Raw genomic sequence first — 25,448 nt, 5'->3', positions numbered from 1 at the left:
TTTACGCGGCTAAGTCTGGGGCTCAAAGGCTACGGAGCAGCCTGCGAGTCTCCTGTTGCAGCTTTCCGCGGTAAAACAGCAGTTTCCAACGGGCACCGCCGCATTGCCGCCACAGCACAGCAGAGCGGATGCCAGCCAGCAGCAGTGCCCGAATCTTGTGGGCATTCGCCGGATTGCCGAGATGGACCGGTTCCCCCATGACCATCACACGCGGCTGCAGCTGGCTGATGGTTTCCTGATAGACATCCGCCAGGTTGGCGATGACATTCTCGTGCAGGATGCCGAAGTGCACTGCCTGGGTCGCGGCCCGCTCGACGCCGTTGCGGATTTTGTCTTGCATATCCCGGCGCTTTTGCAGCTTATTCTCCAGAAAAATCAGCGAAGCAGCGTAACGGGCGAGTTCCGGGTCCATTCCCCCTGAGCCGCCCAACTGACTGTCCAGCCGTTTCAGTCCGGTCTTGAGCCTGTCCAGGCCGCCATAAATGTCGATCACGCTATCCGCGTTGATCTTGAGTATGCCGGATAGCGCAGTTTCCATCTCTTCGCTCTCGGCGCTGCCGGTCTTGGCGATGCGCTGGACCAGATGGACCGCCAGGGTCAGGCCGGCCAGGGCGATGGTCTGGTTGGTAAGGGTCTTGATCATGATTTGAAGTGCCTACGGTTGGCGCCGATTGTATTTGACCGCGTTGCCCCTGGCCAAGGTCACCGGATATTTCTCCCCGTTCTTGCGCATCTTGGCGTAAACCGCCTGCTCCAGGTCGATGTCCAGTTGGTCGGCTAGTCGCAGCAGGTAGATCAGCACATCGGCGATTTCCTCGCTGACCTGGGCGTATTCCGCTGGTTTCTCGCCAAGATGCCGCGATTCGTCTTCCGTCAGCCACTGGAAGGGCTCCATCAGCTCGGCCGCTTCCACGGCCAGGGCCACCGCGAGATTCTTGGGACTGTGGAACTGCTCCCAGTCGCGCGCCTCGGCAAACTCACGCAGTTGCTGCTGTACGCTCTTGATATCCATGAATCGGTTCGTTTTCCGACAAGGGTGTTTGTTCACCGTGCGGATTAGGCGAAAATAAGCCCGCCGGGTGGCATGCCCGCGCATTGGCCGCTCGCGGCCTATTATCTTCCAATTTGATCGCGCGCGAGGGTTTAGTCGTGGAAAAACTGATTCAAGAACTGCAAAAAACCATTGCCGCCTTGGAAAAATTGAGCGAGTCGACCCAGACCGCATCTGACCAGATCGACGAATTGCTGGATCAGCTTTTTCAACAGAAGATCGATCTGGTCAAGGCCAGACTGAATGAATCTTCACCGCCCTTTCAACAGGCCTTGCAGGCGGTCGGGCAGGCCTCGTCCAAGGCGGGCCGGGCGGTCAAGGAGCCCGGGAGGATTCCCGAGATGACCGAGGCGGTGGCCGGCGCCATCGGGAAACTGGCCATGTTGCTGGACAACGTAGTCCCCGCGGAATGACAACTTGTGCCCTTGAGCCGGCGGGGCACGATTCGGCGCGGCCTGCCCGCGAGGTTCCCGCATCGTGTCCCTGCGGCTCCGGGTTGCTCCTGTCTGCCTGTTGCGGGCCCTACCTGGCCGGTGTTTCCGCACCGGCCACGGCCCAGGCGCTCATGCGTTCCCGCTATACCGCCTACGTCATGGGAGACGAGGAATATCTGCTGGATAGTTGGCATCCCGCCAGCCGTCCGTCGCAGCTTCATCTAAAGGACGAAGGAATCCAGTGGGAAGGCCTTGAGCTGCTGCGTTGTGCGCAAGGGTTGGAGTCGGATCTAAGCGGCGAGGTCGAGTTCATCGCCCGCTTCCGGCAGGGCGGCACGTTGCAAGGGATGCGCGAGCTGAGCCGGTTCGAAAGGGTGCAGGGGCGTTGGTACTACCGGGACGGGCACGTGCAGGCGGTCTTATCCAGTCCGCCCCGGCCTGGCCGCAACGAACCCTGCCATTGCGGCAGTGGCAAAAAATACAAGAAGTGCTGCGGGGCCTGATTCCCGTCCTATCTTGGCAGACCGTCTGGCGCTAGACTCGGGGCTGCAAGCTGAGAGGCGCCGTCATGAACAAAACCTTGGAGCGTTACCGCTGTCCTCCCCTCGATCCAGAGGGCTATCGGCGGCTGGTGGCCCGCGTTGGGCGTTGCCATCTGGATCAGCGCCTGGGTATCGAGGAAGAATTCGAGGCGCGGATCTTCGGCCAGGGACGCACCTTCTTCCATATCGAGAATTGGTATTCGGTGCACGGCCTGATGCGCTTGGCGCTGCGGCTGATGTTCCTGCACGGGCGCGGCCGGCGCAATGCGCGCGCCATCGAGGTACGCCGCAACGAACTGCTGGTGCCGCATCTCCCACGGGAGTTCGATGGCTTTACCCTCTTGCACGTGACCGACCTGCATCTGGACGGCGCCAGTGATCTGCCCGATGCGCTGATCGAGGCCATTGCCAAGGTCGACCACTACGACATCTGCGTGCTGACCGGCGATTTCCGGGTCAAGACCTTTGGACCGTTTGAGGCGGCGTTGGACGGAATGGCCAGGGTCATGGCGCATCTGCATGGCCCGGTGTACGGCATTCTTGGCAACCACGATACCATCCGCATGGCGCCTGGCCTGGAGGACATGGGCGTGACCATGTTGCTCAACGAGGTGGCGAGCATACGGCGGGGCGACGCGGTCATTTACCTGGCGGGTATCGACGATCCGCATTATTACCGGGCGGACAATCTGGAGAAGGCGACCGACAGCATACCGCGCGACGCGGTCTCCATCCTGTTGTCCCATTCGCCGGAAATGTACCGGCATGCGGCTTATGCCTGCTTCGACGTGATGCTGTGTGGACACACCCACGGCGGCCAGATCTGCATGCCTGGCGGCATCCCGCTGATACTCAACGCCGGCGCCCCGCGCGCCATGTGCAACGGGCCCTGGCGTTACAAGGGGCTGCAGGGTTATACCTCGGCGGGCAGCGGGGTCTGTATCGTCGATATCCGCCTCAACTGCCCGCCGGAGATCACGCTGCATACCCTCCGCAGGGGTTGAGCGTTTCGATTCCGCTATTCAGCCGGATGCCCTCGAACAGGACCGCAACAGCCTCCGGTGTGCGACGCTTGCGCGTCTTTGCGCTCTTGCTCGCGCTGGCGGTCTTGGCGACGGATCTGATCTTCCGCATGGGCGGAATGGCGGCCTTATACGACTACTTGACCATCTCGGAACGCCTGCCGGCCCCGGCGCAGCGAGAGTGGTTTCTGTTGCGCCTATCTACCCATCAGGTGCCGCTGTTGTCGGACGAAATCGACATCCTTGGCAGGGTTAGGGACGCCGGTTATCGGCGGCTCATGATCTATTACTCCATGCCGACCGCGGAGCGGGAGAAATTCGTGGAATGCTCGCCGCTCAGCCAGGGGATGGCGCCCACCGAATTCTTCCGGCTCAAGCTGGAACCTATGGGGATCGGCGCCGAGCGCTACCGGCTGGTACGGATCGACGCGCCTTACGCCAGCGATGAACCTTTTGCCACACTGGCACGGGCTGTTGCCGAGGAGCGCGCGGCGTCGATCACCTTTGCGTCGTTGCCACTGGAACAGCGTGGCTTTGCGCTGATGGCACGGCGCTACTTCGGTATTCCGGCATACGCCTTTGACGCCAGATCGCACCATTCCAGCCGGGAGAGTTGGTGGCGCAGTCACTCCGGCCTGGAGTCGGTGGCTGCCGCTTATCTAAATCTGCTGGGGGCCGCCTGGCCATGATGCGAATCGTCCGGGTTGCGGCCGGTTTCCTGCTGCTTGCCCTCATTCTGGATGCCAGCCTGTTGTGGCGGGCCGCCCTGGATCAACGGCCGGACGCACTCCCGACGAATGCCTCCCTCATCGTGCTGGATGCCTGGGCCAGTGACTCGGTCACACGGCAGGCATTTGATCTGGCGCAGCACTTTGACGGCGCGCTTCTTCTCAGCGTGGGACCGCCGCCGGAGCGCCCGCAAGATTTGGCGGCGGAGGGCGTCTGCTTGCCGGGAACATCATTCGCGGCCAAGACCCGCGCGCAACTGCTTTCCTGGGGGGTGCCGGAAGATCGTGTGATCCTCCTGGAACAGGACCGGCGCGGGACACATGATCAGGCGCAGCTGGTGCTGGATTGGTGGCGGCAGCGCGGCGGGCCGGACGGGACGGTCATCGTGGTGACGGAGTGGTTTCATCGGCAGCGCTCACGCCTGGCTTACAGGACCGTCATGCCGGAAGTCCCTGTGCGGGTGGCTGGCGATGCGTCGTCACCCAACCCGGCGGATTGGCCTTTACGCGACCGCCGCACGAGCTTGTTCTCCGAATTCTTGAAACTGGCTTACTATCAGTCCAAGGGATTGATTTCAATGAATGCCCTGGCCCAGTCCGGGAGCCTGTGGTGACTGGCCGTCCGCCACTAGGCGGTGTGCTATGATGTCGCCGTCCGCAATTCTGATGTCAGCTTGAATTGAAACGCTCTTCCCCAGAGGAACGCTTGACCAATCTCCAGGGCATCCTGATGGATCTGGACGGCGTGCTGTTCGTGGGAGATTCCGCCATCGAGGGTGCCGTTGAGGCGGTGGCCCGCGTCAAGTCGTCCCGACTGCGTTGCCGCTTCATTACCAACACCAGCACCGTGTCCCGAGACATTCTGGTGTCCAAGCTGCAGGGCCTGGGTTTCGAGATCGCGGCGTCGGAAATCTTCAGCGCGCCCAGGGCTGCCGCGTCACTGTTGCGCGGCATTCCCAATGCCGCCTGCTTCCTGCTGGTCGCCGAGGATGTGCGTTCCGAGTTCCAAGGCCTGCGTGAGGTCGAACTGGAAAAGGCGGATTACATCGTATTGGGTGACATTGGGGATTCCTGGTCCCATGAGTTGCTGAACCGCATCTTCAATCGGCTCATGAATGGCACGCGGCTCATCGCCATCCACAAGAACCGCTACTGGCAGACCAGTGCCGGCCTGACCCTGGACATCGGCGGATTGGTTACCGCGCTGGAGTACTGCAGCGGTGTGGGGGCCACCGTGGTGGGCAAGCCATCCGCCGATTTCTTTCGGCTCGCGCTCGGCGATATGGGACTGCCTGCCGCGCGCGTCGCCGTGGTGGGTGATGATGTGGATTCGGATGTGGGCGGCGGCCAGATGGCTGGCCTGTTTGGCATCCTCGTGCGCACCGGCAAATTTCGACGTGCGCAGGTGGAGGCCTCGCGGGTGGAGCCGGACATGATCATCGATTCCGTGCGGCACCTGCTTCCCTTGTTCGGCCTGGAGAACTAGTTGCTGCAGACTGCCCATCTCGGCCGCTTGGCGCACCTGCAGGGCGATCCGAATCGGGTTCACGACGCCCTGGAAGTGATCGAGGATGGGGCTTTGCTGCTGGACGCGAATGGCGTCATCGTCCTGGCAGGCGCACGCGAGGCCATCCTCAAGGCGGCCCCTTTGGCGAACCGGGTGGACCACGGCGCTGCCTGGCTGCTGCCGGGGCTGGTGGATGGGCATGTCCACTTTCCCCAGTTCTACGCGACTGCCGCTGCCGGAACGGGCCTGCTGGACTGGTTGAACCGGTCGATCTTTCCCGCGGAGAAGGCGCTTGCCGACCCTGGCGCCGCGGCGCCACTGGCGTCACGCTTCGTGCGCCGCCTGTTGCGCTCGGGTACGACCACGGCGGCCGTTTTCGGGTCCCAGTTCCTGCCCGCCAACGCAGCGCTGTTCGAGGCCGCCGCAGTCGGCGGGTTGCGTTTGATCGCGGGCGCCACGCTCATGGATCACGGGGCGCCTGAGGACTTGCTGCAGACGCCGGAACAGGCTTACGCCCAGTGCAAGCAACTGATCGAGGAGTATGCCGCGCAGCCGCTTTTGCACTATGCGGTGACACCCCGCTTTGCCCTTTCCTGCAGCGAAGCCATGCTGGAAACCTGCGGCGCCCTGCTCAAGGAGTTTCCGCAGGTCTATTTGCACACCCATATCAACGAGAGCCCCGGCGAGATCGAGGCTGTGGGGCGCACGTTTCCGTGGGCGCGGCATTACCTGGACGTGTACGCACGCTTCGGTCTGCTGGGGGAACGTACCATCCTGGCGCACAGCATTCATTCCGGCGCTCCCGAGCTGACGCACATGGCCGAAGCGCGCTGCGCAGTCTGTCATTGCCCGGGCAGCAACCTGTTCCTGGGCAGTGGCCTGTTCCCGCTGCGAGCGCATCAGCGGCATGGGCTGCGCGTGGCGGTTGGAACCGATGTCGGGGCCGGAACGCATTTTTCGGTATGGAACGAGCTGTCGGAGTGCTACAAGGTGCAGCAGTTGCAGGGACACACGCTCGGGGTTGCGGAACTGCTTTATCTGGGCACCTTGGGCGGAGCCGAGGCCCTGGGACTGGCCGCGCAGACAGGCAATTTTGCGCCCGGAAAGAGCGGTGATTTCATCGTGCTGGCGACGGAGGGAGACGCCTATCTCGCGGAACGTTTGCGGCGCTGCGATTCCCTGGAGGATCAGTTGTTCTGCCTGATCCATCTGGCCGGGCCCTGCCACATGAAAGCCGTCTATGCCGGCGGAAGAGAGGTGAGTGCATGATCGGGCGATTGCCGTTGCTGTTGGTCTTCGTCCTGGCATGGGCAGGGAGCGCCCTGGCGGTACCTGCTTTTGAACTGGGCAGAACGGGCCTGGAGCCGCGCGATCTGGCCGTGGTGATCAACGAAGACGACCCTATCAGCGTCAAGTCGGGCGAGTATTATGCCCAGCGGCGCGGTATCCCTTCGGAAAATCTGGTCCGTGTGCGCTTTCCGTACAAGGACGAGGTGCTCTCGCGGGGCGATTTTCAACGCCTCAAAAGCGAGGTGGACCGGCTGACGCCCTCTCACGTGCAGGCCTACGCCCTGGCCTGGACTACGCCTTACCGTGTCGATTGCATGTCCATCACGGCGGCCTTTACCTTTGGTTTCGACCCGGCCTACTGCTCCCGCAGCAAGTGCGGTACCACCAAGGCGAGCCCCTATTTCAACTCGCCCAGCCGCGCGCCCCACCAGGATCTCGCCATGCGGCCCTCGATGATGCTGGCGGGGCAGACCTACCAGGACGTCAAGGCCCTGATCGACCGGGGTATCTCTGCCGATTTCACCTACCCCAGGGGGACTGGTTACCTGGTCAATACCAAGGACAAGAACCGGAGCGTGCGTTCGGTGTACTTCGACGAGATCGTTCGCGTACTCGGCGATGCCATCAAGTTGGAGCGGGTTGACGCCGATGCCATCCGCAGCAAGCGGGACGTGATGTTCTATTTCACCGGGGCGGTCAGCGTGCCGGGGCTGTCCAGCCTCCAGTTCCTGCCGGGAGCGATTGCGGACCACCTCACATCCACGGGCGGGGCGCTCACCAGCAGCAAGCAGATGAGCGTCTTGCGCTGGCTGGAGGCCGGCGCGACCGGGAGCTACGGCACCGCGGTGGAGCCGTGCAATCACCTAGCCAAGTTTCCGCATCCCGGCGTCGTCATGGCGCGCTATGCCGAAGGCGCCACCTTGCTGGAAGCCTACTGGAAGAGCGTGGCCTGGCCCGGGGAAGGCGTCTTCGTGGGCGAACCCCTGGCGCGCCCGTTTGCGCCGCGTGTGGTGCAGTCGACGGAGGGGCACGCCGACCTGGCAGTTTTCAGCCCGGAGTGGAAGAACCTGCCACTGCAGGGTGCCAACTCGGCCATCGGCCCTTACCGCCCGGTAGAGCTTTACCCGATACATCCCGGTTTCAACGATGTGCGCCTCAAGTTCCCTCAATCCGGCGCCTTTTACCGAATGATCCCTTGAATGGGATAATGCCGCTTTGCCCTTGCCAATAACCTTGATGCACTTCTGGAACGCCGGAGCCTTGCTCGCCGCAGTATTTGCGTTGTCCTTCCTGATCACCGGGCGGGTTCGTCGCTATGCGCAGGGACGCTTGCTGGACGTGCCCAACGACCGCAGTTCGCACCAAGCGCCGACACCGCGGGGCGGCGGTTTGGCCATCGTACTGGCCTTTGCGTTGGGCTTGTTGGTTTCCTCGGCGGCGGGCTGGCTGTCTGGACAGTCCCTGGCGTTCCTTACCGGCGGGCTGATGGTGGCCGCCGTCGGCTTTTGGGACGATCACGGTCATGTGCCGGCGCGTTGGCGGATGCTGGCCCACGTGCTGGCGGCAGTCCTGGCGGTTTACGGCATGGGGGGCATGGCCGTCCTGTGGGTGAACGGTCAGACTGTGGCGCTCGGCTGGGCCGGGCCGGTCCTTGCGGTCGTATTCATCGCCTGGATGCTGAATCTGTTCAACTTCATGGATGGCATCGATGGCATCGCGGCAGGCGAGGCACTCAGCGTCGCGGCGAGCGCCGCGGGACTCTCACTCTGGTTCCAGCCTGACACCCGACTCTGGCTGGCCTATGCTTTGCTGGCCATGGCCGCAAGCGGCTTTCTGCTCTGGAACTGGCCTCCCGCGCGGATTTTCATGGGCGATGTGGGCAGCGGCTTCCTCGGCTTCATGCTGGGGGTGTTCGCCTTGGCGGGTGGAGCCGGCGGTGGCCTCAGCCTGGTGGTATGGTTGATTCTGACGGGGGTCTTCGTGGTGGATGCCAGTTTTACCTTGGCGATCAGAATGATTTCGGGCCAGCGCTGGTACGAAGCGCACCGCAGTCATGCTTATCAGAAGGCCAGCCGCGTGCTGGGAGGGCATAAGCCCGTGACTCTCCGGGTACTCCTCATCAATGGGGTGTGGCTGCTGCCCCTGGCCGCGCTGGCCGCGGCTAGGCCGGAACTGGAGCTGGGCGTGCTGCTGCTGGCGTACCTCCCCTTACTGATTCTGGCGGCGTGCTTGGGCGCCGGACGCGCCAGCTGAGCACGAGGCGATTCGTGGACCTGTTCGTCAAACTGCGTTCCCGCTCGGTCATCCTGACCCATGATCTATTCATGGTGGCCCTGGCCTGGTTGGGTGCCTACTGGCTGCGCTTCAACCTGTCGGCCGTGCCCGATCCCTATTGGACTGTGGGTCTCTACTGGCTGACCCCGGTCATCCTGTTGCAGGCCCTGCTTTTCCACGTGTTCGGCCTGTATCGCGGGGTCTGGCGCTTCGCTTCCATTCCGGACCTGGTGCGCATCGGCAAGTCCGTGAGCCTGGGCGTGGTGGGCATAGCCCTCATGGCGTTCCTGTACAACCGGTTGTTCGGCGTGCCGCGCTCGGTGCTGCCGCTTTACGCCGTCCTGCTGGTTATGCTGTTGTGCGGTCCGCGCATCCTCTATCGCATGTCCAAGGACAGAGGCGCCTTACAGGAGCATGGCAAACGAGCCCTGATCGTGGGCGCCGGCTGCGCCGGGGAAATGCTGGTGCGTGAACTCATGCGCGAGCGCGACTCGGGCTTTTTGCCCGTGGCGTTTGTCGACGACGATGTCCGCAAGAAGGGCCGCGAGATCCACGGGCTGCGCGTGCGCGGCGACTGCGGGCGGATTCCCCGCCTGGTGCGCAGCCAGAACATCGAGACCATCCTGATCGCTTTGCCCTCCGCCACGGAAAAGGACATGCGCCGTATCGTGGAGATTTGCGAGGGTACGGGTGTGCCGTTCCTGACTCTGCCCTCGGTTCAGGACTCCTTGGCCGGCGGGCTGACCCGATCCTTGCGCGATGTGTCCATCGAAGACCTGCTGGGTCGGGACCCGGTGCGCCTGGACCGAGGCGCGGTCGGACAGTATCTGGCGGGCAAGCGGGTACTGGTTACCGGCGGAGGTGGCTCCATTGGTTCGCAACTGTGCCGGCAGATCGCCCAGTTCCAGGTCGAGCGGCTGGTCATCTTCGACCAGAGCGAGTACAACCTCTACAAGATCGAGGCGGATCTGCGCCGCGACCATCCGCGTTGCCAGGTGGTGCCGCTGCTGGGCAGCGTGACTGACCGCGAGGCCGTTGAGCGCATGCTCGGCGCGCACCGGCCCGATGTGATCTTCCATGCCGCGGCCTACAAGCACGTGCCGCTTCTGCAGGAGCAGGCGCGCATCGCCATCCTCAACAATGTCATGGGAACCCGGTCTCTGGCGGAGTCCGCCCTGGCTGCGGGCGTCGGCGAATTCGTGCTGATTTCCACCGACAAAGCCGTCAATCCCACCAATGTCATGGGCGCGAGCAAGCGCGCCGCAGAGATGCTGGCGCAATGCCTCAACGAGCAGGGTCGCACCCGGTTCGTTACGGTGCGCTTCGGCAATGTGCTGGATTCGGCGGGCAGCGTCGTGCCGCTGTTCCGCGAACAGATCCGCGCGGGCGGGCCGGTGACCGTGACCCATCCGGACATCACCCGTTACTTCATGACCATCCCCGAAGCCTGCCAACTCATCATGCAGGCCGCCGCCGTGGGGGAGGGCGGGGAAGTGTTCGTGCTCGACATGGGGGAGCCGGTCAAGGTACGCTACTTGGCCGAACAGATGATCCGGCTCAGCGGCAAGCGCCCGGGGATCGATGTGCGCATCGAGTACATCGGCCTGCGTCCCGGCGAAAAGATGTACGAGGAACTGTTTCATCACCAGGAACAGTTGGCGCCCACCGGGCACAGCAAACTCTTCCTCGCGCAGTCACGCCGACTCGACCGGGTTGAACTGCTCGGACGGATGGATGAACTGGCCGCCGCCATCGCGGCGTTCGACGAGGCCCGAATCCTGGATCTGCTCAAAGGACTGGTGCCGGAATTCGAGAACGGTGCTGGCGAGCTGGCGGTTGTGTCGGGTAGTACTAAGGACACAGTCGAGATCACGCAAACCGCACTTGTATTGTGAGGGTTCCTTCGGTATTATTCCGGCTTTTCGTAGAAAGCCATTGTTTGGAGCGCGATCAGCATGAAAACGTTTAGCGCAAAGCCGGCCGAAGTAAAGCGCGACTGGTACGTCATCGACGCCGATGGAAAGACGCTCGGTAGACTGTCCACCGAAATCGCACGCCGTCTGCGCGGTAAGCACAAGGCCGAGTACACCCCGCACGTGGATACCGGCGATTACATCATCGTCATCAATGCCGAAAAAGTGCACGTGACGGGCAATAAGGAACAGGACAAGATTTACTACAAGCACACCGGCTTCATTGGCAACATGAAGTCCGTAAGCTTGGGCAAACTGCGCGGCACACATCCGGAGCGCATCATCCAGACCGCCGTAAAGGGCATGTTGCCGAAGAACCCGTTGGGTCGTGCGATGTTCAAGAAGCTCAAGGTGTATGCCGGTACCGAGCATGGACATCAGGCACAGCAGCCGAAGTTGTTGGAAATTTAAAGAATTCAAGTCAGGTCAACCATGGCACAAACTCAGAATTACGGAACCGGTCGCCGCAAGAGCGCAGTGGCGCGTGTGTACGCCAAGTCCGGCACGGGGCAGATCATCATCAACAACAAGACGCTGGAAGAATATTTCGGCCGCAAGACGGACCGCATGATCGTCCGTCAGCCCCTCGAACTGCTGGAGATCGGTGAGAAATTCGATATCATCGTGAAGGTCATGGGCGGTGGCCCGTCTGGCCAGGCCGGTGCTATCCGTCACGGTTTGACCCGCGCTCTGATGGACTACGACGAAACCTTGCGTCCTGCGCTGCGCCGGGCGGGCTATGTCACCCGCGACGCTCGTGAGGTGGAACGCAAGAAGGTCGGCTTGCACAAGGCACGTCGCCGTCCGCAGTACTCCAAGCGTTAATCGCTTGCCGGCGCCCGCCTCATGCGGGTGTCGTCACATGCTTTATTGGGGGATCGTCTAGCGGCAGGACTACGGACTCTGACTCCGTCAACCTAGGTTCGAATCCTAGTCCCCCAGCCAAAATAGGAAAGGGCTTAGCAGTAAAGTGCTAGGCCCTTTGTCTTTTTGGGGTCCATATAGGGTCCAGTTCGGCAGAATTTTGGACTAGGGCCTACCTTCTCTTGGTTCTCAGGCGTTTAATTCCCAGCCGGTTGTACACTTTCACTGATTCGCCTACTGAGGGATGGCGCTTTCGGATTGGAAAAACCGCGCAATTAGCCATATGGAATTGGAACTTAGAAGGGAGATAGGAGGATGAAAAGCCTTGCCTTAGTTGCTTAGCCCACACTGTGCGGTCCACCAATGACCCCGTCGTCAATTGACTGCTGACGAAAGGGGCGAGGCATCGGAAAGCACCCCTGTCTGCGCCCGTAAGGTAAGGAATCATGTGCCAGACGATCAGCGGTTACCAATGAAGTTTGGAGAACTGGACGTAAGGAAGTGGACATGCTTTTCAACAGATTGCTCGACGTTTTGAGGACCGGCATTTTGCTGGTGGTGGTCAGCTTGATCCCGCTAAAAGCGGCTGCGGCGCCGTCAACGCGTTTCTGGGTTGCTCCCTATGGCAACGATCAGGGACCGGGTTCCGAAATTAGCCCTTTCAGAACACTGGAGCGTGCCAGAGACGCTGTCCGCGCGCTTCCAAAACGATTATCGGGTGATATTTACGTCAATATAAAAGCTGGTCACTATCGACTTGATAAGCCACTCGTGCTGGACGAAGGCGATTCGGGTCGAACTGGTCATGACGTAGTGTATAGGGCTGCTGATGGTGGAGCCGTCGTGATTTCAGGTGCAATCCCCGTCACGAATTGGCAGCCTACCGATGTGCCAAAAGTCTGGATGGCGCGCGTAGGTGCTCATCGAAGCCGTCAGTTCTATGTGAATGGAAGGCGGGCTATTCGAGCCCGGACGACCGCATTTCCTGCCGGCTTTCGTCCATGCAACAAGCCCTCTGTATATCCACTGTGCGTCAGTCTGATCAGTGGCGTCGAGTACGTCCCATCCGATCTCAATTCGAACGCGTGGAATGACCCCTCAACCTGGAAAAATCCCGAACACATCGAAGCGGTATCACAGGTGCAATGGAAGATGTACCGTTTTCCCTTGCAGACTGTGCTTCCTTACGATGGGCTGAGCCCGGGCCTCATGATTTTCCAAGAGCCGGCCTGGACCAATGCGAACTTATTTCAGGACAGCGCTGGGAATCAGGCCGTCTGGGGCTTGTGGCAGGTTACTTGGTTCGAGAATGCGCGGGAGTTCCTCGATGAGCCTGGAGAATGGTATCTCGATGAGGCGGAGGGAAACCTTTACTACTTCGCCCGAACTGACGAGGACATGGCGTCTGTGGACGCTGAATTACCCATTCTCGAGACGCTCGTGCAGGGGCATGGGAAGCATGGCGCGCCGATCCACAACATACGCTTCGAAGGTCTTACTTTCACCGGTGCGACCTGGATGCAGCCCAGCAGCCCGGACGGATACATATCAGACCAGAGCGGGTTTCATCTCACCGGCTTCGGGCACGTGCCCAACGTGATCGGGCATGACCCGAGCGATGAGCGTACCCCGGGGAATGTCACCTTCCGCTATGCCCACCACATCCAATTCAAGGCCAACATATTCTCCCATCTGGGCGCCGTGGCTCTCGATTTCGGAACGGGAAGCCAAGACAATTTAATTGCTTCCAATCTTTTCTACGATATCTCTTCGGCCGCCATACAAGTGGGGGGAATCGACCGTGTTGATCACCATCCCACGAATCGCTACGACCGAACCCGAGGTAATACGATCTTTAATAACCTCGTGCGGGAGACTGGGCGGGAATATACCGACGCGGCCGGCATCTATCTTGGGTTCACTTCCGACAGTTTGGTCAGCCATAACACCGTGGTGAATGTTCCTTGGTCGGGGATTGCAATGGGCTGGGGTTGGGGGCTGCTCGATGTCGGCAGTTATCCGGGCGTTTCACATGCCTACAGTGGCCAGTGGGGCATGTGGCAGACCCCAAGCAGCAACCGCAGAAGCCGGATAATCAACAACCGAGTTGATGACTTCATTAATACGTCTTGGGATGGCGGGGCTGTTTACACCACCGGGTTTCAGGGTAGCGGCCTCAGGAATGGCCTGGTGATCTCCCAGAATGTCGCAACAAACAAACGGCCCTTAGGCGGCGGCAATACTTTCTACACAGACGGAGGAAGTCGCTTTATTACCCTAAAAGGCAATGTCTCGTTGTTCAACCCACAAGGGGTAGCCGAATTCGCACCCGATCCCAACCCCCTGGACCCACTACCTTACGCAGGCCTATTGCCTCTTTTCGACGGCCTCCCGTATGGCGGTGACTTTGGAGGATGCCTAACCTACGGTGACATCACCTTCAGAGGGAACTTCCATTGGTATTTGACGCCTGTCGAGTTTTTTGACTTGTGCAAGGGTACTACCTATCAATCCGGTAATTTTCCCATTCATTTGGTATGGAAGAACAATCGCAGGGTCTCAGCTCCCGCTGACGTTCCGAAACGTCTCCTAGAACGTGCCGGCGTTATGAGTCGGCCGGCAAGCATACCCGAGAGCCTCTGGATTGTTCCGCCTAGTCCTTGAGATCCTCGAAGGCTGACAAGAAATCCAAACCGTGCGGGCATAGACCCGTAAGGCGGTCAGTAGAACGGCGAGGATGGACAGGAATTCGATCATGGTTGTGCTCCGAGGCGGGCAGGCTTGGAAGCTTTTCATCCACGACACGCCGAAGCGCGCAGAGAGCTGCGGATTCCGATGCGGTCGACAGGCGCGAGGTTGTTCAGGTCAGCATGCCGTCGCGCCTATTGCCTCAGTAAATCGTCTGTCGTCAGAGATCTCCCGTCTTGGGCAGGGACTGAACGGTCAGCACATCGCAGGTGGAATCGGCGATGACGTGGCGAGTCACGCTGCCTAGCAGCATCAGTTCGAACATCGATTGCCCGTGTTTGCCCAGGACGATCAAGTCCGCGGCTATCATCTTCTCCCGGTCGAGAATGACGCGCGCGGCCTCCCCGTGCTCCACCACGCTGAGGAGCCTGTGCCCGTCACCCCTCACTTCCTCGAACAGGGTCCTGATGCGGTTGATGGCTTGCCGCCGAGCGCGCGAGCGGCCGATGTCGATCTCCTCCTCCTGCACCCCGGCCTGCCACAGCATGCCTTCGAAAGGAACGCTGGAGGCATGCACGACCGTGATCGTGGCCTCGGGTGCGAGCAGCATCGCCATCTTGAGCGCTTCCGCCGCGTGCGGTGAGAAATCGACCGCCACCAGAACCCGACGGTAGCCGCCTTGCGGCGGGCGCTTGACCACGAGCACCGAGCCATTGCAGATACGCAGCAGGCGGTCCGTGGTCGTACCGGGTATCAGGTCGCGCAAGGGATTGAGGCCATGGGCGCCCAGCACCAGCAGGTCGGACTGCTGCGAGGCCGCCTGAATCTCCTCCAGAACCCGGCCCACCGCGATCCGCGGCAGGGGAGTGATCTGGTTATTGGCCGTGATCCGTGCTGCAGCGGCCTCCAGTTCCCGCCGGGCCTCGTCCACCAGATTGGCCTCCGCGGCATCATGGGAGCGCAGCACCTCATGCACCGCCTTCAGGGAATTCGCGTCGACCACATGGAGCAAGCGCAGGGTGGCACCATGTTCGCCAGCCAGTAGCGCGGCCCGGTCAGCCGCCTGCGTGGCGCTTTCCGAGAGATCCGTCGCCGCCACGATGGTACGCAGACCGCGATTGCGGGCCGTGCCGTGCAAAGACAAGCGGGCGGGCTTGCTGGCCTTTTCGGTGGCGGCGGCTCGCCGGCGCATTTTCTTGAAGCCGCGCAGGATGCCCTTTTCCAATTCGGCGACAAGAAAGACGAAGAATCCGGCCATCAGCACCTTGAACCACTCATCCCCGGAGAGGTCGGTGGATTCGAACAGGCTCTGCAGAGGCGTCGAATGGGTATAGGCCAGTTGCAGGAGGGCGCAGGCGCCGATGGCCATCAGCACATAGCGGTTACCGAACAGGCCCTCGAGGGACAATGAGGATTTGTACAGGGAGCGGCTGTTGATCAGATAGAACATTTCCGCCGCGACCACCGAGCTGACCGCCATGGTGCGTGCGGTCTCCAGGCTGGAGCCGCGATCCAGCTCCCATAGGAACAACCCGAGGGAGCCTGCCATGATGAGCACGGACACCATCAGCACGCGCCAGGCGAAGAACCAGGACAGCAGGGACTCCTCGGGCCGGCGCGGAGGCCGCCGCATGGCGTCGCGTTCGGGATGCTCGAAAGCGAGGGCTAGCCCTAAGGTGCTGGAAGTGACCATGTTGATCCAGAGCACTTGGGCGGGCGTCAGCGGCAGAACCAGCTCGAACAGGATGGCCGCGATGACCACCAGTGCTTCGCCGCCGTTGGTCGGCAGCATGAACAGGACGAACTTGCGGATATTGTCGTAGATGCCCCGACCTTCGCGCACCGCATTGCCGATGGTGGCGAAATTATCGTCGGCCAGCACCATGTCCGAGGCCTCCTTGGCCGCTTCCGTGCCTTTCAAGCCCATGGCCACGCCTACATCGGCCCGCTTCAAGGCGGGCGCGTCGTTGACGCCGTCCCCGGTCATGGCGACCACTTGCCCTGCCGCCTGCATGGCCTGCACCAGGCGGAGTTTGTGCTCGGGGCTCGCCCGGGCGAAGATGTCCACATCCAGCACCATTTCGCGCAGGCGCTCATCGTCCATGGCTTCGATGTCGGAGCCGGTCAGCGCCAAGCCGCCGTGACCGATCCCCAGCCGCGCGCCGATGGCTCGCGCCGTATCGACATGATCGCCGGTGATCATCTTGACCCGGATGCCGGCGGCATGACAGACGGACACCGCGGCAACGGCCTCGTCTCGCGGCGGGTCGATGATACCGACCAGGGCCAGCAGGGCGAATCCGCTTTCCAGATCGGAGAAGCGCACCTCCCGTTGCGAGGCGTCGACGGTCTTCGCGGCTATGGCCAGCAGGCGCAGGCCGGCGCTCGCCGCTTCCCGCGCGGCGGTGTCCCAATAGGCCCTGTTCAAGGGCTGTAAGCTGGCGCCCTCCTGGACATCGCACATGGCCAGGATTCGTTCCGGCGCCCCTTTCACAAAGATCGTTCCCGAGCCTTCATGGTCATGGTGCAGCGTGGCCATGAGCTTGTGCTCGGATTCGAATGGAATGGCGTCGGTCCGCGGCCGGGTCTGGCGTTCCCAGGCGGAGTCGGTGCCGGCCTTGGCAGCGAATGCGAGCAGGGCGCCCTCCGTGGGATCGCCGATGACCTGCCAGGTATCATCGGCGTTACGGCGCAACTGGGCATCGTTGCAGAGCACGGCGGCGCGCGCGATCCGGCCCAGTTCGGGATACTGCTCCGCCGATACAGCCGCGTCGAGCAGATGAATCGCGCCTTCCGGCGCGTATCCAACGCCACTGATCTCGAACAGCCGTTCGGCGGTGATGACCCGCTGGACCGTCATTTCGTTGCGGGTAAGGGTGCCGGTCTTGTCGGAGCAGATGACCGTGACCGAACCCAACGTCTCCACCGCCGGCAGATGGCGGATGATGGCCTTGCGCTGGGCCATGCGGCGCACACCGAGGGCAAGGGTGATGGTCATGATGGCCGGAAGCCCCTCGGGGATGGCCGAAGCGGCCAGCGCGACGGTCATCATGAACATCTCGCGGCCTGGATGGCCATGCCACCAGACGCCGACGACAAAGGTGGCGACGGACATCAGGACGATGGCCAGGGCCAGCCAGTGTCCGAATCCGGCAATCTGGCGCAGCAGGGGTGTCGTAACCGCCTTGACCTGCTCCAGCATCGTGCTGATGCGGCCCAACTCGGTTTTCAGGCCGGTTGCCACCACCACCCCGGTCGCCTGCCCGGACACCACCAGGGTGCCGGAATACAGCATGCAGCGGCGGTCGCCCAGCACCGCATCATCGGCAACCGGGTCGACGGTCTTTTCCACCGCTTCGGACTCGCCGGTCAGGATCGCTTCATTCACCCGAAATCCCTTCGCCGCAACCAGACGCAGGTCCGCCGGCACCTTGTCGCCGGAGGCCAGGGCCACGATGTCGCCGGGCACCAGGTCCTCGCCCGGTATATCGATGCGCTCGGCCTCGCGTATCGCGGTCGTGCGCAGGGAGAGCATGCCGCGGATCGAATCCAGGGCCCGCTCCGCCTTGCCCTCTTGGATGAAACCGATGACGGCATTGACCAGCACCGCTGCCAGCAGGACGCCGGTGTCCACCAAATCGCCCAGCAGGGCGGTGACGCCAGCCGCAACCAGCATCACGTAGATCAGGACATTGTGGAATTGAAGCAGAAAGCGCAGCCAGGCCGGGCGTCGGCGCGGCGGTGGCAGGCGGTTGTGCCCAAAGCGTTTAAGCCTCAGCCGCGCGTCACGCTGAGAGAGCCCGCGCTGCGGATCGGTGCGCAACCGTTCCATGGTGGCTTCGGCGGTGCATCCATGCCATTCGCCCTCTAGTTTGAGTGACTGGCGTTCGTCATGGGACATGGTCGTTCTCCTGGCACCTGCAAAACCATCCGGCGATGGCAGCATAGGCTTGGCCAGCGGGTTAGGGCTGTAGCCGGCGCCCGAGAGCAGGGTGGGCGTTTACCTCGTGTGAGCCGAGACGCCGCTCGTGCAGAAAGTCCGTTGCATTCCCGTTCAATTAAACGGCGTTCCGCCGCGAAAGGCCATCCGTTAACTCACTGGCCACGGCCATCCTCCTATCCCGCAGATTTATGGCTTTAGTCTTGCTTTCACTCTGTCTGATGCGGATGGCGCGAGAAAAGTTCACTGACCCCGTGAAAGCCGGCTGACACGCCAGCCGAATACCACCACAACTTGAGAGGGCTCAAGGGCAATTCCATTCGATGGGCACAGCCACCTTGGCTGCATCCAGGAATGACCCGCTCCCATTCAGCCCCATGGCGTTCATGCCGTCGCAGTATCGGAATTGAATGACGGCGCTGGTATGACTTGGTACCATCATCCGGTATGGCGCCGCCGCCGGCCAAAAATAACAAGAAATCTATAAATCAAGGGCGGGAGGTATCGCTTGAATCAGGTGAGCACCCCTAGATCAGAGCAGGATATCGCTGCTGAACTTCAGCAGTGCATACCAGTTTTACGGGAAATTCCAACGAATATATTGGGGGAAGTTGCACGAGGCGGAAAGCATCAAGCTACCCCCTCCGGGACTGTGCTTTTTCGTGAAGGCGATAGTGGAGATCATTGGTATTGTATCCTTGCCGGGGATATCCGCGTGCATGCCAAAGGCAATACCGAAATCGACCGCGAAATAACCGTGTTCCACGCCGGTGATACCTTCGGTGAACTCGCTCTGCTGGATGGAAATCCACGCTCCGCCACGGCGACCTGCATAAGCCCATGCCGTTTGTTTCTGGTCCCTCAGGAAGTATTTTTGCTTTTGCTCGGCAGCAGTCCCGCAATGCTGACCGTGATGCTTCGCCGCTTGGTCACCAAGATCCGGTACGATACCGAGCAGATTTTGGAAACCGAACTTGAGAAAGAGCACATACGTGCGGAACAAGAGGCGGCTCGGCGTCGCGCCATGTCTCAATTGGTGGCGGGAGTGGCTCATGAGATCAATACGCCGCTGGGGATCGCCAATCAGGCGGCGAGCTTGATTGGCGAGATATTGCATGCTCCCGGCGCGCCTCCTGTTCTCGACAAATCGGCTATCGAAGACTTGCGAGATGCAAGCCAACTCATCCTGACCAATATAGAGCGGGCCAGCCGGCTGATAACCACCTTCAAATCGCTCTCCGTGGCACAGGCGCGCGATGTTCGCGAGAAGGTATCGCTACGGAAACTCGTGGAAGATACTGTCGAGCTTTTTAGTTTGAAAGGGCGCAGCAAGCAACTGCAAATTGCACTTGAAGACCGGCTAGGCGCCGGGATGTCGGACTGGGTCGGGTATCCAGCGATCTTGAGCCAGATCGTGCTCAATTTGTTGACGAATGTCGAGCGTTATGCATATCCCTCGGGAAAGCCGGGTCCTGTCGAAATCATATTGAACGGTTCGAGTGACGGCGATACGTTTTCTGTCATCGTCCGTGATTATGGTCAGGGGATAGATCCCAACCATCTTTCTCAAATCTTTGAACCATTTTTTACCACCGGCAGGCACCAAGGCGGCACTGGCTTGGGTTTATCAATTGTAAAGAATCTTGTAACCGAATCCCTGGGGGGGGGCATCACCATCGACTCGCAACCCGGCGAGGGCACGACCGTGAGAATGACATTGCCACGGTGTGTGGCCAGCCATGCAGAAGTTTGAATAATTTACTGGAAAGGGGTTTCGAGACGACTATTTAGCCTGCAGCTTGCACCGGGCACCTACCTATGGATTCGAGTCGATAGCGATGGAGTTGTTTTGGATATGCTAACAGTCCATACTCCAGCCCCTGTCATGAAGCTGATGCCCAGCAGCACTTCATTAGTGGAAACGATTTGACCCATCGCGATGGGGCATGCGGTCCGCGTTTGCGAGCTGTATAAAAATCTTAATGGACAAAGAAAAATTAGAATTGAAAGGGGAGAAAGCTTATGCGCATCCTGTTAATCGCGTCGGCCTACAATGGTCTGTGCCAACGTGTCCACGTGGAGTTAGTCGATCGGGGGTATGAGGTTTCCATCACCCTGTCCCTCGGGGATGACGCTGTCCGCAAGGCCATCGCGCTGTTTCAGCCCGATCTCATCATTTGCCCCTTCCTCAAGGAAAAACTGCCCGAAGACGTTTGGCGCGAGCACTTATGCATCATTTTGCATCCGGGCATCATGGGCGATCGTGGGCCATCGTCCCTGGACTGGGCCATCATGCGGCAAGAATCGGAATGGGGAGTGACGGCTCTGAAGGCGGTCGAGGAAATGGACGCGGGGGATATCTGGAGCACCCTCAACTTCCCCATGCGCGAAGCAACAAAGGCCAGTCTTTATCGGCGTGAAGTGACGAGGGCTGCGGTACAGGCCATCCTGACCACGATAGATCGCTTCGCCAGCAAGGCCTATACGCCGGAGCCGCTGGACTACTCGCGGGAAGACGTTCGCGGCGAATTGCGTCCGCTGATGAAGCAGGATGTACGGGCCATCGACTGGTCCACGGATACCGTCGCGACCATCATCCGCAAGATCAATGCCGCCGACAGCGCGCCCGGCGTGCTGGATATGCTCTACGGCGAAGAATACTTTCTCTACGGTGCCCATGCCGAGGATGTCTTGCGGGGTCGCCGACCCGGTGAGGTGATCGCCCAGCGGCACGGTGCTATTTGCCGCGCGGCCGTCGATGGCGCCGTCTGGATATCCCATCTGCGCAAGCGCGATACCCCGGAAAAGCAGCCCTTCCTAAAGCGTCTGATACAGAGCAGGAAGACGCCTACCTTCAAGCTGCCCGCCGCCATGTTATTGGGCGACAAACTCGCGGTGATCAAGGAATCACCGATAGACCTGCCTTATATGGGCAAGGAGCAAACCTACTGTGAAATCTGGTATGAGGAGAGTAACAAGGTCGGCTATCTACATTTCAATTTTCACAATGGCGCGATGGGCACGGAGCAGTGTCAACGCCTGCAGCAAGCGTATCTGGCCGTGCGCAGCAGGGACATCAAGGTTCTGGTGCTCATGGGCGGCACCGATTTCTGGTCCAATGGCATCCATCTGAACTGGATCGAAGCGGCCGACGATCCGGCCCGCGAATCCTGGCGCAATATCAATGCCATTGACGATGTCGTCCGGGAGATCATCACGACGGATTCCCTGCTGACCGTATCTGCCATTGCCGGTTCCGCCGGTGCCGGAGGCGTCATGATGACCCTGGCCGCGGATCAGGTCTGGGCACGCAAGGGTGTGATCCTGAATCCGCATTACAAGACCATGGGACTTTACGGATCGGAGTATTGGACGTATCTACTGCCAAAGCGCGTCGGGCCGGGCCGGGCCCTGGAACTCACCGAAACACCCTTGCCCCTGGGCATGAAGAAGGCCAAGGCCATCGGGCTGGTCGACGAAGTCCTGCCCGAAGAGACAGGCGCCTATCAGGCCGAAGTGCGAAAAATGGCCGAGGCCTTGGCCGCCAGCTCCGATTATCAGGAACTACTGGAGAAGAAGCGGGCGCAACGCGCGCACGACGAGGCGATCAAGCCCCTAGAATCCTATCGTGCCGCGGAGTTGCAGCACATGCGGGCTAACTTTGCCGGTCAATTTTATGGGGGAGATGTTAATTATCATGAGGCGCGCTATAACTTCGTGCACAAGATAAGGCCAAAAGAGACGGCGTGTTATCTGGCCCAACACCTCAAACTGGACTTCGCTCGCTTGAGCGAGTTGCGCCAACCCCTAGCCTATTGACCGGAGACCCGCACATGTTCTTTGAATACTGGCCAGTACTCATCGTAGACGATGAACCGGATGTTCTCGCGGTCTCGCAGTTATCCATGAAGCGGTTTGAGGTTTATGGCTTGCCCTTGAAACTATTTACCGCGAAAAGCCGCGGGGAAGCAGTCGCCTTGCTCAACGACGATCCCGAGGTTGCCAATTCCCTGGCCATCGCGATACTCGACGTGGTCATGGAAACCGATCACGCGGGTCTTGAGCTGTGTGAATATATTCGTAATGGATTGGGTAATAAACTGACCCAGATCGTCATCCGGACCGGTCAGCCGGGTATTGCGCCCGAACGCGATGTCATCGACAAATATGATATCAACGGCTATTTCAACAAGACGGAAGCGACCCAGGACAAGCTGTATTCGCTGGTCAAGAGCGGTGTGCGCCAATACCTGAGCTTTGGTATGGCACAGTCCACCGTCGACCTGCTCGGCCGGTTGGTTGCTGCTGAGAAGTCCCGGGCGAAGATCCTCCAGGCGGTGGAATCGGTCGGGGGCATGAGCGGCAGCCTGTCATCGACGCCGCGCTGGCTGTTCATCGATGGCAAACCCTTGTTCGCGGACGAGGTCGACGCGGAGCAGGGTTTGAAGGAATTGGCGGCCCTCAACGCACAGGAGGGCGTGCCGCTGAATCCGTTTGGCGATCGCTACGTGTGCATCAGCAAGGAACTTCACCTCATCCAGGTGCATGCCAAGCCAAACCAACCGCAGACCGAATTCGTGTTCAAGAGCCGGTTTGCGCCGACCGATGCGATCATTCAGTTGCTGCACAGTTTTGTGGCCGCTCTGGCGGTGGCCTGGCACGGCAGTGCGTAAGCCCGCGAGCATCCCACCGGAATTTGATTCAGACGGCCAGTGGCGTTGATGGCGCCGCTTCAGTGTCACGCCGCCAGTAAGCCATGGTCAGAGTTTCAATCATCGGGCTGCGGGGAATTCACCCACCCTTGCGGCTGCAAGCCATCACGCAGGAAAGGCCGTTCACTCCCGCATCCTTGCGGGAACGTCCCGACTTTCGGAGCGATGGGCGACCCCGTCAAAAGGGATATCTGATACATCATCCGGGTTTGGTTCACGGAACCGCAGATAAACAAGGCCTTCATGCGATCGCGTTCGTCGTGGTCGTCGGCATTCGTTCTAATCTGCTCCGCTATTACGACAGGGGTATGACTGGAGCTTTGCAGTTTGGTGACGTCGGGGAGGAAGGTCGCAGGTCTGTGGTTCCTTTTAGCAATGCCTGGACATTTCAGGGTGTAGATGACCCCGGAGCTTCGTGAGCAATTCCCGGTCAGCGTTTCCGTTCAGGCAGGGTTGGCTTCCTGCGCGATGGTCTCGAAGGTCCGTTCGTTTGGGGCGTTTGAATTTTTTTTGAATACGGCGTCCACATTGATTTCATCGAAACACACCACCTGTCCGACACGGAGTGGGGGATCGACATCCTTGGAGCAGAGACACCCGGTGTAGCCGCCCTCGGAAAATCCGGTCACTTCGGCCAGTACCGGCCTCCGGTGCATGAATAGCCGCACGGTATCGCCGATTTCTATGTGTCGGCTGACGCCACCGACGCCTTGGCCTGGCGCGGCCTGGATCAAAATCACCATGCCTTCGCGCCGCTTGTCGAATTGAGTCGTTATGTTCGTCATGTTCGGGGTCTGATTGAAAACTACAGGGTCAGAAGTGACTTCGGCCGCCGAGCGCAAGCCTGTGTCCGGTTAACCGTATAAACCCTCCGCATGACGGCTTGTTGAAAATCCCATTACGATAAGGTGAATTGGCTCGCAGGAAGTCCCGGAAATCGAGGCGTGCCATTCCTCGTTCATTGCCGTCATCGCACCGTAATCCACCGCTGTTAACTTCGCCGTCCGTCCTGCCATCGGGCTGTGTCTGAGCTGATCAACCAAGGCACGCACCTCGCCGCAGGGTTTTCACCCAAACCAAGTGAGGCGAATTAACCGTCATGAAGCATGAAACGAACGTACCAGGCCGGGCTCGCTCCGGCTCTGATTGCAAGCGTGCGCACCCTGCCGGCCTGCTGGCGCTGGCAGTTTCCTCGCTGGCAATCTTTGCGGTTGCTTCCGTAGCTGCTGCCAGCGACAGCGACCCTTATGCCATCGGGCTGTGGGGCGATCTCCCGTATTCCGCAGTGCAGGCCGCCGGTGTGGCCAATCTGGTAGAGGACATGAACGCTCAGCGCCTGGCCTTCAGCGTGCACGACGGGGACCTGAAGTCCGGTGGATCGGAGTGCACCGATACGGTGTATACGACGGCCCTGGGCTATTTCAATGCGTTGAAGGCGCCGGCCATGTTCACGCCCGGCGACAACGACTGGACGGACTGCGACCGCAATCCCGCTTACAATTCCCTGGCACAACTGGACAAGGAGCGTCAGCTGTTCTTTAGCACGCCTTTCTCCTTGGGGCAGCGCAAGGTCAGGCAGGAGGTTCAGACATCCGGAAAGTGCATCGACGCCTCTGGCGCGTTTGTGCCCTGCGTGGAGAACCGCCGCTGGACCTTAGGACGCGTGGTCTATGCGACTCTCAATGTCCAGGGGTCGTGCAACAACTTGTGCGACGTCGCGCCCGATCCGGTTGAGTACGCGGCGCGCAATGCCGCCAACATCGAATGGTTGCGCGAGACTTTCGCACAGGCCAGGGCCAAGAAGGCTGCCGCCGTCATGCTCATTTCCCAAGCCAACCCAGGTTGGGATCAAAGTGATCCGACTCGCGCGCCGCGGCGCGATCCGAAGACTCTGGCTGAAACCGATGGTTTTCCCGACGGCTTCCAGGAATTCCTGCTGGCCCTGCGCGAGGAAGTGATCGCCTTCCGCAAACCAGTTTCCTACGTCCATGGCGATTCGCACTATTTCCGGGTGGACAAGCCGTTACTGGACGTCCAAGGCAAGCGCCTGGAGAACTTCACCCGGGTGGAGACCTTCGGCGACAACCAAGGCAATGGCACTAACGATGTGCAGTGGCTGAAGGTGCTGGTAGATTCTCGCAGTCGCGACGTGTTCGCCTATCAGCCGCAAATCGTGCCGTCTAACCGCTTCGCTGTTCCAGCCCCCTAGGCGGCGCTGCAGCCGCATGGTACTGAGGATGGTCCTAGCCGCCATCACGCGGGACGGTGACATGATGCGTGTGCTCGACGTACTGGCTGAAGACGTGGGCATCCGCGGCATCTTTTCTGACTGGCCGGCGACGGTCACCTACTACGCCAACTGCAAGGGCTTGTAAGCGTCTACCGCGTTGTCCAAAGCTCCCTCGCCTCAAGGCGAGGGAGTT

Annotated in this window: 22 protein-coding genes and 1 tRNA gene; 19 read left to right on the top strand and 4 right to left on the bottom strand. The window is 60.6% G+C overall.

All coding sequences use genetic code 11. The features are described 5' to 3' along the window. Positions 1 to 22: 22 nt before the first annotated feature. Both hflD and EK23_RS00345 read right to left on the bottom strand, forming a co-directional pair. Positions 23 to 643 (bottom strand): high frequency lysogenization protein HflD, encoded by a 621-nt coding sequence (gene hflD, locus EK23_RS00350; RefSeq protein ID WP_045223303.1) that lies wholly within the window; start codon positions 641 to 643, stop codon positions 23 to 25. Between the two features lie 12 nt (positions 644 to 655). After that, positions 656 to 1,012: a nucleotide pyrophosphohydrolase gene (locus EK23_RS00345; RefSeq protein ID WP_045223302.1), complete on the bottom strand. Its 357-nt coding sequence runs from the start codon at positions 1,010 to 1,012 to the stop codon at positions 656 to 658. Between the two features lie 137 nt (positions 1,013 to 1,149). On the opposite strand from EK23_RS00345, the gene EK23_RS00340 reads away from it, so the two are divergent. The 14 genes from EK23_RS00340 to EK23_RS00275 all read left to right on the top strand — a co-directional run bounded on the left by EK23_RS00340 (position 1,150) and on the right by EK23_RS00275 (position 14,349). Then, positions 1,150 to 1,464, top strand: coding sequence for a hypothetical protein (locus EK23_RS00340; RefSeq protein ID WP_045223301.1), 315 nt, complete (start codon positions 1,150 to 1,152; stop codon positions 1,462 to 1,464). After that, positions 1,461 to 1,988 carry a YchJ family protein gene (locus tag EK23_RS00335; protein ID WP_082053831.1) on the top strand — a complete coding sequence of 176 codons (528 nt, stop codon included), beginning with the start codon at positions 1,461 to 1,463 and terminating at the stop codon, positions 1,986 to 1,988. The genes EK23_RS00340 and EK23_RS00335 overlap by 4 nt, the downstream gene beginning before the upstream one ends. Before the next feature lie 65 nt (positions 1,989 to 2,053). Continuing rightward, a complete protein-coding gene (locus EK23_RS00330; protein WP_045223299.1) occupies positions 2,054 to 3,031 on the top strand; it encodes a metallophosphoesterase in 978 nt (325 codons plus the stop codon). A 68-nt stretch (positions 3,032 to 3,099) separates the two neighbouring features. Then, the gene (locus EK23_RS00325) at positions 3,100 to 3,738 is read left to right on the top strand and encodes a hypothetical protein (RefSeq protein WP_045223298.1); all 639 of its coding nucleotides are present in this window, start codon (positions 3,100 to 3,102) and stop codon (positions 3,736 to 3,738) included. Further along, positions 3,735 to 4,391, top strand: coding sequence for a YdcF family protein (locus EK23_RS00320; protein WP_045223297.1), 657 nt, complete (start codon positions 3,735 to 3,737; stop codon positions 4,389 to 4,391). Before EK23_RS00325 ends, EK23_RS00320 begins: the two co-directional genes overlap by 4 nt. A 92-nt stretch (positions 4,392 to 4,483) precedes the next feature. After that, entirely contained in the window at positions 4,484 to 5,263 is a 780-nt protein-coding gene (locus EK23_RS00315; protein WP_235281863.1) for a TIGR01458 family HAD-type hydrolase, read from the top strand. Next, the gene (gene guaD / locus EK23_RS00310) at positions 5,264 to 6,553 is read left to right on the top strand and encodes a guanine deaminase (RefSeq protein WP_052807754.1); all 1,290 of its coding nucleotides are present in this window, start codon (positions 5,264 to 5,266) and stop codon (positions 6,551 to 6,553) included. It begins immediately after the preceding gene. Further along, positions 6,550 to 7,773, top strand: coding sequence for a TIGR03790 family protein (locus EK23_RS00305; RefSeq protein ID WP_045223296.1), 1,224 nt, complete (start codon positions 6,550 to 6,552; stop codon positions 7,771 to 7,773). The genes guaD and EK23_RS00305 overlap by 4 nt, the downstream gene beginning before the upstream one ends. Positions 7,774 to 7,810: 37 nt before the next feature. Next, the gene (locus tag EK23_RS00300; protein WP_045223881.1) at positions 7,811 to 8,827 is read left to right on the top strand and encodes an MraY family glycosyltransferase; all 1,017 of its coding nucleotides are present in this window, start codon (positions 7,811 to 7,813) and stop codon (positions 8,825 to 8,827) included. Between the two features lie 14 nt (positions 8,828 to 8,841). Then, on the top strand, positions 8,842 to 10,743 hold the full coding sequence (locus EK23_RS00295; protein ID WP_045223880.1) for a polysaccharide biosynthesis protein: 1,902 nt from the start codon (positions 8,842 to 8,844) through the stop codon (positions 10,741 to 10,743). A gap of 60 nt (positions 10,744 to 10,803) precedes the next feature. Continuing rightward, positions 10,804 to 11,232, top strand: a complete 429-nt coding sequence (gene rplM / locus EK23_RS00290; protein ID WP_045223295.1) for a 50S ribosomal protein L13 — start codon at positions 10,804 to 10,806, stop codon at positions 11,230 to 11,232. A 21-nt stretch (positions 11,233 to 11,253) separates the two neighbouring features. Then, positions 11,254 to 11,646, top strand: a complete 393-nt coding sequence (rpsI, locus tag EK23_RS00285; protein ID WP_045223294.1) for a 30S ribosomal protein S9 — start codon at positions 11,254 to 11,256, stop codon at positions 11,644 to 11,646. Between the two features lie 46 nt (positions 11,647 to 11,692). Next, positions 11,693 to 11,766, top strand: a tRNA-Gln gene (locus tag EK23_RS00280). 426 nt (positions 11,767 to 12,192) lie between these two features. Then, entirely contained in the window at positions 12,193 to 14,349 is a 2,157-nt protein-coding gene (locus EK23_RS00275) for a right-handed parallel beta-helix repeat-containing protein (RefSeq protein ID WP_145998514.1), read from the top strand. Between the two features lie 244 nt (positions 14,350 to 14,593). Here EK23_RS00275 and EK23_RS00270 read toward each other — a convergent pair whose 3' ends face one another. Next, on the bottom strand, positions 14,594 to 18,274 hold the full coding sequence (locus tag EK23_RS00270) for an HAD-IC family P-type ATPase (protein ID WP_082053830.1): 3,681 nt from the start codon (positions 18,272 to 18,274) through the stop codon (positions 14,594 to 14,596). A gap of 556 nt (positions 18,275 to 18,830) precedes the next feature. Here EK23_RS00270 and EK23_RS22280 point away from each other — a divergent pair. From EK23_RS22280 to EK23_RS00255, 3 genes are all read left to right on the top strand, one after another. Next, positions 18,831 to 20,066: an ATP-binding protein gene (locus EK23_RS22280; RefSeq protein ID WP_235281896.1), complete on the top strand. Its 1,236-nt coding sequence runs from the start codon at positions 18,831 to 18,833 to the stop codon at positions 20,064 to 20,066. A gap of 269 nt (positions 20,067 to 20,335) precedes the next feature. Continuing rightward, positions 20,336 to 22,132: an enoyl-CoA hydratase-related protein gene (locus EK23_RS00260; RefSeq protein WP_045223292.1), complete on the top strand. Its 1,797-nt coding sequence runs from the start codon at positions 20,336 to 20,338 to the stop codon at positions 22,130 to 22,132. A 14-nt stretch (positions 22,133 to 22,146) separates the two neighbouring features. Next, a complete protein-coding gene (locus EK23_RS00255; protein ID WP_045223291.1) occupies positions 22,147 to 22,986 on the top strand; it encodes a response regulator in 840 nt (279 codons plus the stop codon). A 482-nt stretch (positions 22,987 to 23,468) separates the two neighbouring features. On the opposite strand, the gene EK23_RS00250 is transcribed toward EK23_RS00255, so the two are convergent. After that, a complete protein-coding gene (locus tag EK23_RS00250; RefSeq protein WP_045223290.1) occupies positions 23,469 to 23,810 on the bottom strand; it encodes a hypothetical protein in 342 nt (113 codons plus the stop codon). A gap of 314 nt (positions 23,811 to 24,124) precedes the next feature. Between EK23_RS00250 and EK23_RS00245 the strand changes: the two genes are divergently transcribed. Both EK23_RS00245 and EK23_RS22965 read left to right on the top strand, forming a co-directional pair. Then, positions 24,125 to 25,234: a hypothetical protein gene (locus EK23_RS00245; RefSeq protein ID WP_235281862.1), complete on the top strand. Its 1,110-nt coding sequence runs from the start codon at positions 24,125 to 24,127 to the stop codon at positions 25,232 to 25,234. Positions 25,235 to 25,250: 16 nt separating this feature from the next. Continuing rightward, entirely contained in the window at positions 25,251 to 25,400 is a 150-nt protein-coding gene (locus EK23_RS22965) for a hypothetical protein (protein ID WP_235281861.1), read from the top strand. Positions 25,401 to 25,448 lie beyond the last annotated feature (48 nt).

It is taken from the genome of Methyloterricola oryzae (assembly GCF_000934725.1).
GTDB lineage: Bacteria > Pseudomonadota > Gammaproteobacteria > Methylococcales > Methylococcaceae > Methyloterricola > Methyloterricola oryzae.
The sequence above is the reverse complement of the archived record's forward strand: the minus strand, read 5'-3'. Positions and strand labels throughout refer to the sequence as shown.

Bases quoted from the DNA above. Each gene is read 5' to 3' on its own strand.
- hflD (WP_045223303.1), bottom strand. From the start codon at position 643: ATGATCAAGACCCTTACCAACCAGACCATCGCCCTGGCCGGCCTGACC.
- EK23_RS00345 (WP_045223302.1), bottom strand. From the start codon at position 1,012: ATGGATATCAAGAGCGTACAGCAGCAACTGCGTGAGTTTGCCGAGGCG.
- EK23_RS00335 (WP_082053831.1), top strand. From the start codon at position 1,461: ATGACAACTTGTGCCCTTGAGCCGGCGGGGCACGATTCGGCGCGGCCT.
- EK23_RS00330 (WP_045223299.1), top strand. From the start codon at position 2,054: ATGAACAAAACCTTGGAGCGTTACCGCTGTCCTCCCCTCGATCCAGAG.
- EK23_RS00320 (WP_045223297.1), top strand. From the start codon at position 3,735: ATGATGCGAATCGTCCGGGTTGCGGCCGGTTTCCTGCTGCTTGCCCTC.
- EK23_RS00305 (WP_045223296.1), top strand. From the start codon at position 6,550: ATGATCGGGCGATTGCCGTTGCTGTTGGTCTTCGTCCTGGCATGGGCA.
- EK23_RS00300 (WP_045223881.1), top strand. From the start codon at position 7,811: ATGCACTTCTGGAACGCCGGAGCCTTGCTCGCCGCAGTATTTGCGTTG.
- rplM (WP_045223295.1), top strand. From the start codon at position 10,804: ATGAAAACGTTTAGCGCAAAGCCGGCCGAAGTAAAGCGCGACTGGTAC.
- rpsI (WP_045223294.1), top strand. From the start codon at position 11,254: ATGGCACAAACTCAGAATTACGGAACCGGTCGCCGCAAGAGCGCAGTG.
- EK23_RS00275 (WP_145998514.1), top strand. From the start codon at position 12,193: ATGCTTTTCAACAGATTGCTCGACGTTTTGAGGACCGGCATTTTGCTG.
- EK23_RS00270 (WP_082053830.1), bottom strand. From the start codon at position 18,274: ATGTCCCATGACGAACGCCAGTCACTCAAACTAGAGGGCGAATGGCAT.
- EK23_RS00260 (WP_045223292.1), top strand. From the start codon at position 20,336: ATGCGCATCCTGTTAATCGCGTCGGCCTACAATGGTCTGTGCCAACGT.
- EK23_RS00255 (WP_045223291.1), top strand. From the start codon at position 22,147: ATGTTCTTTGAATACTGGCCAGTACTCATCGTAGACGATGAACCGGAT.
- EK23_RS00250 (WP_045223290.1), bottom strand. From the start codon at position 23,810: ATGACGAACATAACGACTCAATTCGACAAGCGGCGCGAAGGCATGGTG.
- EK23_RS00245 (WP_235281862.1), top strand. From the start codon at position 24,125: ATGAAGCATGAAACGAACGTACCAGGCCGGGCTCGCTCCGGCTCTGAT.
- EK23_RS22965 (WP_235281861.1), top strand. From the start codon at position 25,251: ATGGTACTGAGGATGGTCCTAGCCGCCATCACGCGGGACGGTGACATG.